The sequence below is a fragment of the Roseateles sp. P5_E11 genome (genome assembly GCF_054049355.1).
The window spans coordinates 1-3670 of record NZ_JBFUMO010000571.1; the positions used below are offsets into that span (position 1 = coordinate 1).

The following is a 3670-nucleotide window of genomic DNA, read 5'->3' on the forward strand; positions in this document are numbered from 1 at the left end:
ACAGGTACAAATGGATGGGGTTGCGCATGCCTTCGGCAACCGCACCGCGCAGGATGGACAGCACCGGTGCCAGACCCGTGCCTCCCGCGATGCAGAGCATCGGCCCGTCGTGCTTGCGGCGCAGGTAGGCCGACCCCAGCGGCCCGCTGACGCGCACGGCGTCGCCAACCTTCAACTGACGGGCGATGTAGCCGCTGACGCGCCCGTCGGGCACGACGCGCACATGAAACTCAAGATCGCCGCCCTCGAGCGGAATGCCTGCCATTGAATAGGGCCTGGCATGTTCCGGCGTGAACTGCAGTTGAGCGTATTGCCCTGGCGAGAACGCCAACGGCTTGGCCGGCTTCAGGACCACGCGCTTGATGTCATGCGTCATGTCCTCGACTGCCGTGACCGTGGCTTTCAGGATGCGCGCCGGGTGCACCACGATCTCGTCCGGCTCCGGGATCTCGATCACACAGGGTTCGGTCAGATAGGTCCGGCACGCCAGCACGTAGCTGTCGGCTCCATCCAAGGGGCGCTGCTGCTCTTTACCCCCCTCAAGCACGTCGCCCTCAAGCAGCTTGCAGCGACAGGTGCCGCATCGGCCGGCCATGCACGAGTAGGACATCGGCACCTGAGCCGCCTGCAATGCCTCCAGCAGATTCGCGCCAGGCTCGACATGGATGACGCGATTCAGTGGTTGGATGAGGACTTCCATGCAGCTTGCCGGCCAAGTCGTTTGCGATTGGCGGCATGTTGTCCACTTCGGTGACCTCAGCCAATAGAATCTGATGAATAGATCACATCACCAGGAATGATGTGACGGCGGAGACGACGCATGGAGCTCGGAGACATCGATCTCAACCAACTCGTGCTGTTCCACCACTTGATGGCGGAACGCCGGGTGTCCAGGGTGGCGGAGCTGATGGAGCTCACGCAGCCGGCCGTCAGCAACACGCTGGCCAAGCTGCGCAAGCAGTTCGGTGACGAGCTTTTCGTGCGAACGCCCAAGGGCATGATGCCCACACCGTTTGCCGAGCAGCTGGCGGAGCCCATCGGCTACGCGCTCTCGATGATTCACAGCGGCATCAACCAGCGCGTGGAGTTCGACCCCGCCCAGGTGCAGCGCGCCATGACCATCGGCATGACCGACATCGGCGAGATCGTCTTTCTGCCTCGCCTGATGGAGCGCCTCAGCCGGGAAGCCCCCGGCATCACCTTGAACACGGTTCGCAACACCGCCGTGAACCTCCGGGACGACATGGAGGCCGGCCGCGTCGACCTCGCCATCGGCCTGCTGCCCATGCTCAAGGCCGGCTTCTTCCAGCGGCGCCTCTTCAGCCAGCGCTACGTCTGCCTGTTCCGGCGTGGGCACGCGGTGGAGAAACGCAAGCTCACGCTCAACGACTTCCGCAACGCCGAGCACCTCGTCATCGTCTCGGCCGGCACGGGCCATGGCAAGGTCGACGAACTGATACGCCGGGCGGGCATCAACCGCACGGTGCGGCTCTCTGTGCCGCACTTCGTCAGCGTCGGGCACATCCTGCAGGATTCCGACCTCGTGGCCACCGTGCCGGAGCGGTTGGCGCAGCAACTGACCGGCCCTTTCAACCTCAGCTACCTGCCGCATCCAGTCAAGCTGCCGGACATTGCGATCAACGTCTTCTGGCATGCCCAAGCCCACCGTGCGCCGGCCAACCAATGGCTCCGTGGCGTGATCTGCGAGATGTTCGGCGGTGACTGAAGCTTGGCGCCGCATGGCGCGGGCAAGACAAAGCAGTGAGCCGCCACCATCGTCACGTCTGGAATCTGTGGGTAATCACGTCGACTTGGACAGCGACCTGCTTGCGATTCGGGCCGCTGCCTGGGCCAGGAGCCGCACCTGCGAAATCAGCCTAGGACTTCCCGACGCTGCAGGTCATTGTTTTGGTTCGCAAGCGACGTCCTCCCAGACGCCGTTCTTCAGGATCTGGTGGGGCCTGAACCCCGCCTTGTAGGCCATCTTCGGGCTCTCCTCGATCCAGTAGCCCAGGTAGAGGTGGCTGAGCTTGAGCTCCTTGGCCTGCTGGATMTGCCACAGCACGCCATAGGTGCCGAAGCTGCCCGGCACGTCCGGGTCGTAGAAGGTGTAGACCGCCGACAGGCCGTCGTTGAGGATGTCCAGGATGGACACCATGCGCAGCGGTGTGCTGCCGYCAGACATCGTCTCGCGGAACTCCACGAGGCGCGAGTTGATGCGCGACTGCAGCAGGAACTGGGTGTACTGGTCGACGCTGTCATGGTCCATGCCGCCGCCAGAGTGCCGGCCGGCCTGGTAGCGCAGGTACAGGGCGTAGTGCTCGGGCGAATAGCCCAGGCGCATGACCTTGGCTTGCAGATGACGATGGGCCTTCCAGGCCCGCTTCTGACTGCGAGTGGCCTCGAAGCTGGCCACCGGCACGCGCAGCGCGATGCAGGCACGGCATTGGTCGCAATAGGGGCGGTAGGTGAAGAGCCCGCTGCGGCGAAAACCTGCGGCAACCAGGTTGGAATAGGCGTCGGCGTGGATCAGGTGGCTGGGCGTGGCGACCTGGGAACGCGCCTGGCGGCCCGCCACATAGCTGCACGGGTAGGCGGCCGTGGCATAGAACTGGATCTGCGCGAGCGGCAGTTCTTTTGGATGGGTCACGTCGAGGTCAGAAGCCTGTGCCAGTAGTCCGGATGATAGGTCCAGGGGCCGGGCGTCGGTCCACCCACGTGGGTGGCGAGGTGGTCCTCGAAGGCTGCCCGTGGGACTTCTGCCGCACCCAGCGAGGCCAGGTGGGGGGTGTTCTGCTGGCAGTCGATCCAGGGGATGCCGAACTGGCGGCACAGGCAGATCAGGGCGCAAAGGGCGATCTTGGAGGCGTCGGTGCGGCGCATGAACATGGATTCGCCATAGAACATGCGCCCCAGGTTGACGCCGTACAGGCCGCCGGCGAGTTCGCCGTCCATCCAGGTCTCGATGCTGTGCATGGCCGGCCAGGCGAGATAGGCAGCCTGCAGTTCGGGCACGATCCAGGTGCCTGACTGACCCTCGCGCGGCGCGCTGGCGCAGGCACGCAGCACGGTGGCGCGATCAAAGTCGACGCGGATCTCACAGCCGGGCGTGGAGGCGAAGCGTGCCACCGTCTTGCGCAGCGAGCGTGACAACTTGAAGTCGGCCGTCTGCAGCACCATGCGCGGGTCGGGCGCCCACCACAGCGGCGGCTGGCCGGGGCCGTACCAGGGGAAGATGCCGCGCCGGTAGGCCGCTTCCAGGCGCTCGGGGTCCAGGGTGCCGCCGGCGGCAAGCAGGCCGGGGGCATCGGTGCCAGGGCCCAGCGCCCGCGAGCTGGGTGGAAAGTCGAGGGAAGCTTCGTCAAGCCAGTCGATCATGGAGCCATGGTAAGTTGGCGCCCATGATCACCGTCTATGGCATTCCCAACTGCGACACCGTCAAGAAGGCGCGCTCCTGGCYGGCCGAACAAGGCCTGGAAGTCGCTTTCCATGACTTCAAGAAACAGGGCGTACCGGCCGAGCTGCTGCCGACCTGGATCAAGGCCTTTGGCCGCGACAGGATCGTCAACCGCGCCGGTAACACCTGGCGCAAGCTGGACGACGCCGCCAAGGCCGCCGTCACTGACGACGCGTCGGCCGCGGCGCTGATGCTGACCGAGCCTAGCGTCAT

The 3670-nt window shown here is 65.2% G+C and carries 5 protein-coding genes; 2 read left to right on the forward strand and 3 right to left on the reverse strand.

Annotated features, from left to right (window positions below; genetic code table 11):
• On the reverse strand, window positions 1-700 hold a 700-nt coding region (locus ACXJKR_RS27130), incomplete at its 3' end, for a 2Fe-2S iron-sulfur cluster-binding protein (protein WP_457325457.1).
• A 120-nt stretch (window positions 701-820) separates the two neighbouring features.
• Between ACXJKR_RS27130 and ACXJKR_RS27135 the strand changes: the two genes are divergently transcribed.
• Entirely contained in the window at window positions 821-1726 is a 906-nt protein-coding gene (locus ACXJKR_RS27135) for a LysR family transcriptional regulator (RefSeq protein ID WP_457325459.1), read from the forward strand.
• A 174-nt stretch (window positions 1727-1900) separates the two neighbouring features.
• Here ACXJKR_RS27135 and ACXJKR_RS27140 read toward each other — a convergent pair whose 3' ends face one another.
• Both ACXJKR_RS27140 and ACXJKR_RS27145 read right to left on the reverse strand, forming a co-directional pair.
• On the reverse strand, window positions 1901-2650 hold the full coding sequence (locus ACXJKR_RS27140; RefSeq protein ID WP_457325460.1) for an arginyltransferase: 750 nt from the start codon (window positions 2648-2650) through the stop codon (window positions 1901-1903).
• Window positions 2647-3378, reverse strand: coding sequence for a leucyl/phenylalanyl-tRNA--protein transferase (locus tag ACXJKR_RS27145; RefSeq protein ID WP_457325461.1), 732 nt, complete (start codon window positions 3376-3378; stop codon window positions 2647-2649). The genes ACXJKR_RS27140 and ACXJKR_RS27145 overlap by 4 nt, the downstream gene beginning before the upstream one ends.
• A 23-nt stretch (window positions 3379-3401) precedes the next feature.
• Between ACXJKR_RS27145 and ACXJKR_RS27150 the strand changes: the two genes are divergently transcribed.
• A partial coding sequence (locus ACXJKR_RS27150; RefSeq protein WP_457325463.1) for an ArsC/Spx/MgsR family protein occupies window positions 3402-3670 on the forward strand: 269 nt, incomplete at its 3' end.

Coding starts and splice junctions, on each gene's coding strand:
- ACXJKR_RS27135 (WP_457325459.1), top strand. CDS start 821: ATGGAGCTCGGAGACATCGATCTCAACCAACTCGTGCTGTTCCACCAC.
- ACXJKR_RS27145 (WP_457325461.1), bottom strand. CDS start 3,378: ATGATCGACTGGCTTGACGAAGCTTCCCTCGACTTTCCACCCAGCTCG.